1 protein-coding gene is annotated in these 458 nt (G+C 57.6%); it reads right to left on the bottom strand.

From position 1 onward, the window contains the following. Positions 1–458, bottom strand: a 458-nt coding sequence (locus tag E4O97_RS26235; protein ID WP_248162698.1) for an RHS repeat domain-containing protein, incomplete at both ends; no start/stop codon positions are given.

The raw sequence follows: 458 nt of genomic DNA, 5'->3' as shown, positions 1-458 counted from the left end.
GCAAGGCGAGGCGAATCAACCTACCGACGCTGTCCCATTCATAGACTGTCTGGGCGCCGTGTTCATCCTCACAGCCAATCTGGCGTCCTAAATCGTCATAGCGATAACGCTTGATCCCGCCATTGGGCAATTGCTCTTCCAGCAACTGCCCACGCTCATCCCACACCAGCCGATGGCAACTGTGATCCGGGTACCAAACTCCGGTCAGTTGCCCGTGTTTGTTGTAGCTGTAATCGGTAACCTCGCCGTCAGGATCGGTCCTACGCGTAACATCGCCTTGCTTATTACGCTCGTATTTCCAGACCGCCTCCCCACGCCTCACAACCCGAACAAAACCGTTGTCATGCTCGTAAGACGTCGGCTCATCATCCCCCGGAAACAAAGCCACCAGGCGCCCAGCTTCGTCGTACTGATAGGCCGTCACCGCGCCCAGCGGATCCTGTTCGACGGTCAGCCGC

This window comes from Pseudomonas sp. W15Feb34 (assembly GCF_023127765.1).
GTDB classification, from domain to species: domain Bacteria; phylum Pseudomonadota; class Gammaproteobacteria; order Pseudomonadales; family Pseudomonadaceae; genus Aquipseudomonas; species Aquipseudomonas synxantha_A.
The sequence above is the reverse complement of the archived record's forward strand: the minus strand, read 5'-3'. Positions and strand labels throughout refer to the sequence as shown.